This is a genomic window from Streptomyces sp. NPDC006624 (genome assembly GCF_040611555.1).
In the GTDB taxonomy this organism is placed as follows: Bacteria; Actinomycetota; Actinomycetes; order Streptomycetales; family Streptomycetaceae; genus Streptomyces.
This window is the reverse complement of the sequence record NZ_JBEXOM010000082.1, coordinates 1-1,186: the sequence shown is the minus strand read 5'-3', so window position 1 is coordinate 1,186 and position 1,186 is coordinate 1. Positions and strand designations below refer to the sequence as shown.

General features: G+C 67.3%; 1 protein-coding gene. It reads left to right on the top strand.

The genetic code is table 11. The features are described 5' to 3' along the window. A partial coding sequence (locus ABZY20_RS37310; protein ID WP_356447989.1) for a hypothetical protein occupies positions 1 to 1,186 on the top strand: 1,186 nt, incomplete at both ends.

The window sequence follows — 1,186 nt, the reverse complement described above, 5'->3', positions numbered from 1 at the left end:
GCGCAAGGCCGCCGACAAGGACGAGTACGAGCGCATGCTCAAGCTCGGCGCGCAAGGCGCCAGCGAGCCCGGCGGCTGGCGCAGCGATACCGACACCTACTACTACGACGCCTCCGGCGCGCAGCGCCAGCGCCTGGACCAAGGCGACGCACGCAAGCAATTGCAGGCGCTGGTGGCCAAGTTCAAGGACCGGCGCCGCGGCATCTACCGCGACGCCGAGGCGATCGAGCTGTACGGCGATCTGGTCAAGCTCGGCGCCGGCTGGCTCGAGTCGGGGCACGATAGCGCGGGCGACGAAATCCTGCTGCAGGCGTACTTGCGCGAACTCGACAGCCTGGGCTACATCGACGAACTGTTCGGCGAGCTGCCCGAATCGTTCCTGTTCGACCAGAGCAACCGCGTCGCGACCTTGAAGATCATCCTCGCCCGCGACCCGCTGCGGGTGCGCGAGCAGGCGCGCGAGCTGGTCAGCCGCGGCCTTTTCAGCGACTGGATGGTCAAGGACTGGGAGGCCTACTTGGCGTTCCAGTGCGTCAAGGCCCTGCCCGACGACGAACGCCAGGCCTTCATCCGCGACAACCCCGACACCTGGGCGCGGATCCAGTCCGAGATGGGCCCGGCGATGCGCCAGGCGCGCGACATCAACGCCTACGTCGGCGACCGCGAAGGCACCGACCGCGCCGGCGTGCTGGCCCAGCTCAACGACCCCGAATTCTGGACCAAGGCCAACGAAGTCGCCCTGCGCGGCACGTTGCGCATGGCGATGGCGATGTCCGAGCACCGCTATGCGTTCGAGCGCTCGCAGACGTTCGATGTGATCGGCAAGCAGCCGCAGCTGGCGACGCTGATCGACGAGTTCCGGCTGTGGAACCCGGCGGCCAAGCGCGACAAGTACGAGCCGGAAATGCTCAAGGGCACGCGCTGGTACGAGGAAGGCGTGTTCGCCTCGCTGCGCAGCCTGTGGGGCGGACTGGTGACGTTGTGGAACATGGACGTGCTGTTCGTCGACGGCAAGATCGGCGCCCAGCTCGATCTCAACGACGTGCAGAAGTTCATGGGCGGCGACCTGATGGGCGCGCAGTTGGCCAAGCCGGCCAAGCGCGGCAGCAAGCAAGAGCCGATCGGCGCGCAGACCAACAAGCTGACCCTATTGCTGGACCCGGGCTGGCTGGAGGGCGAAGGCAAG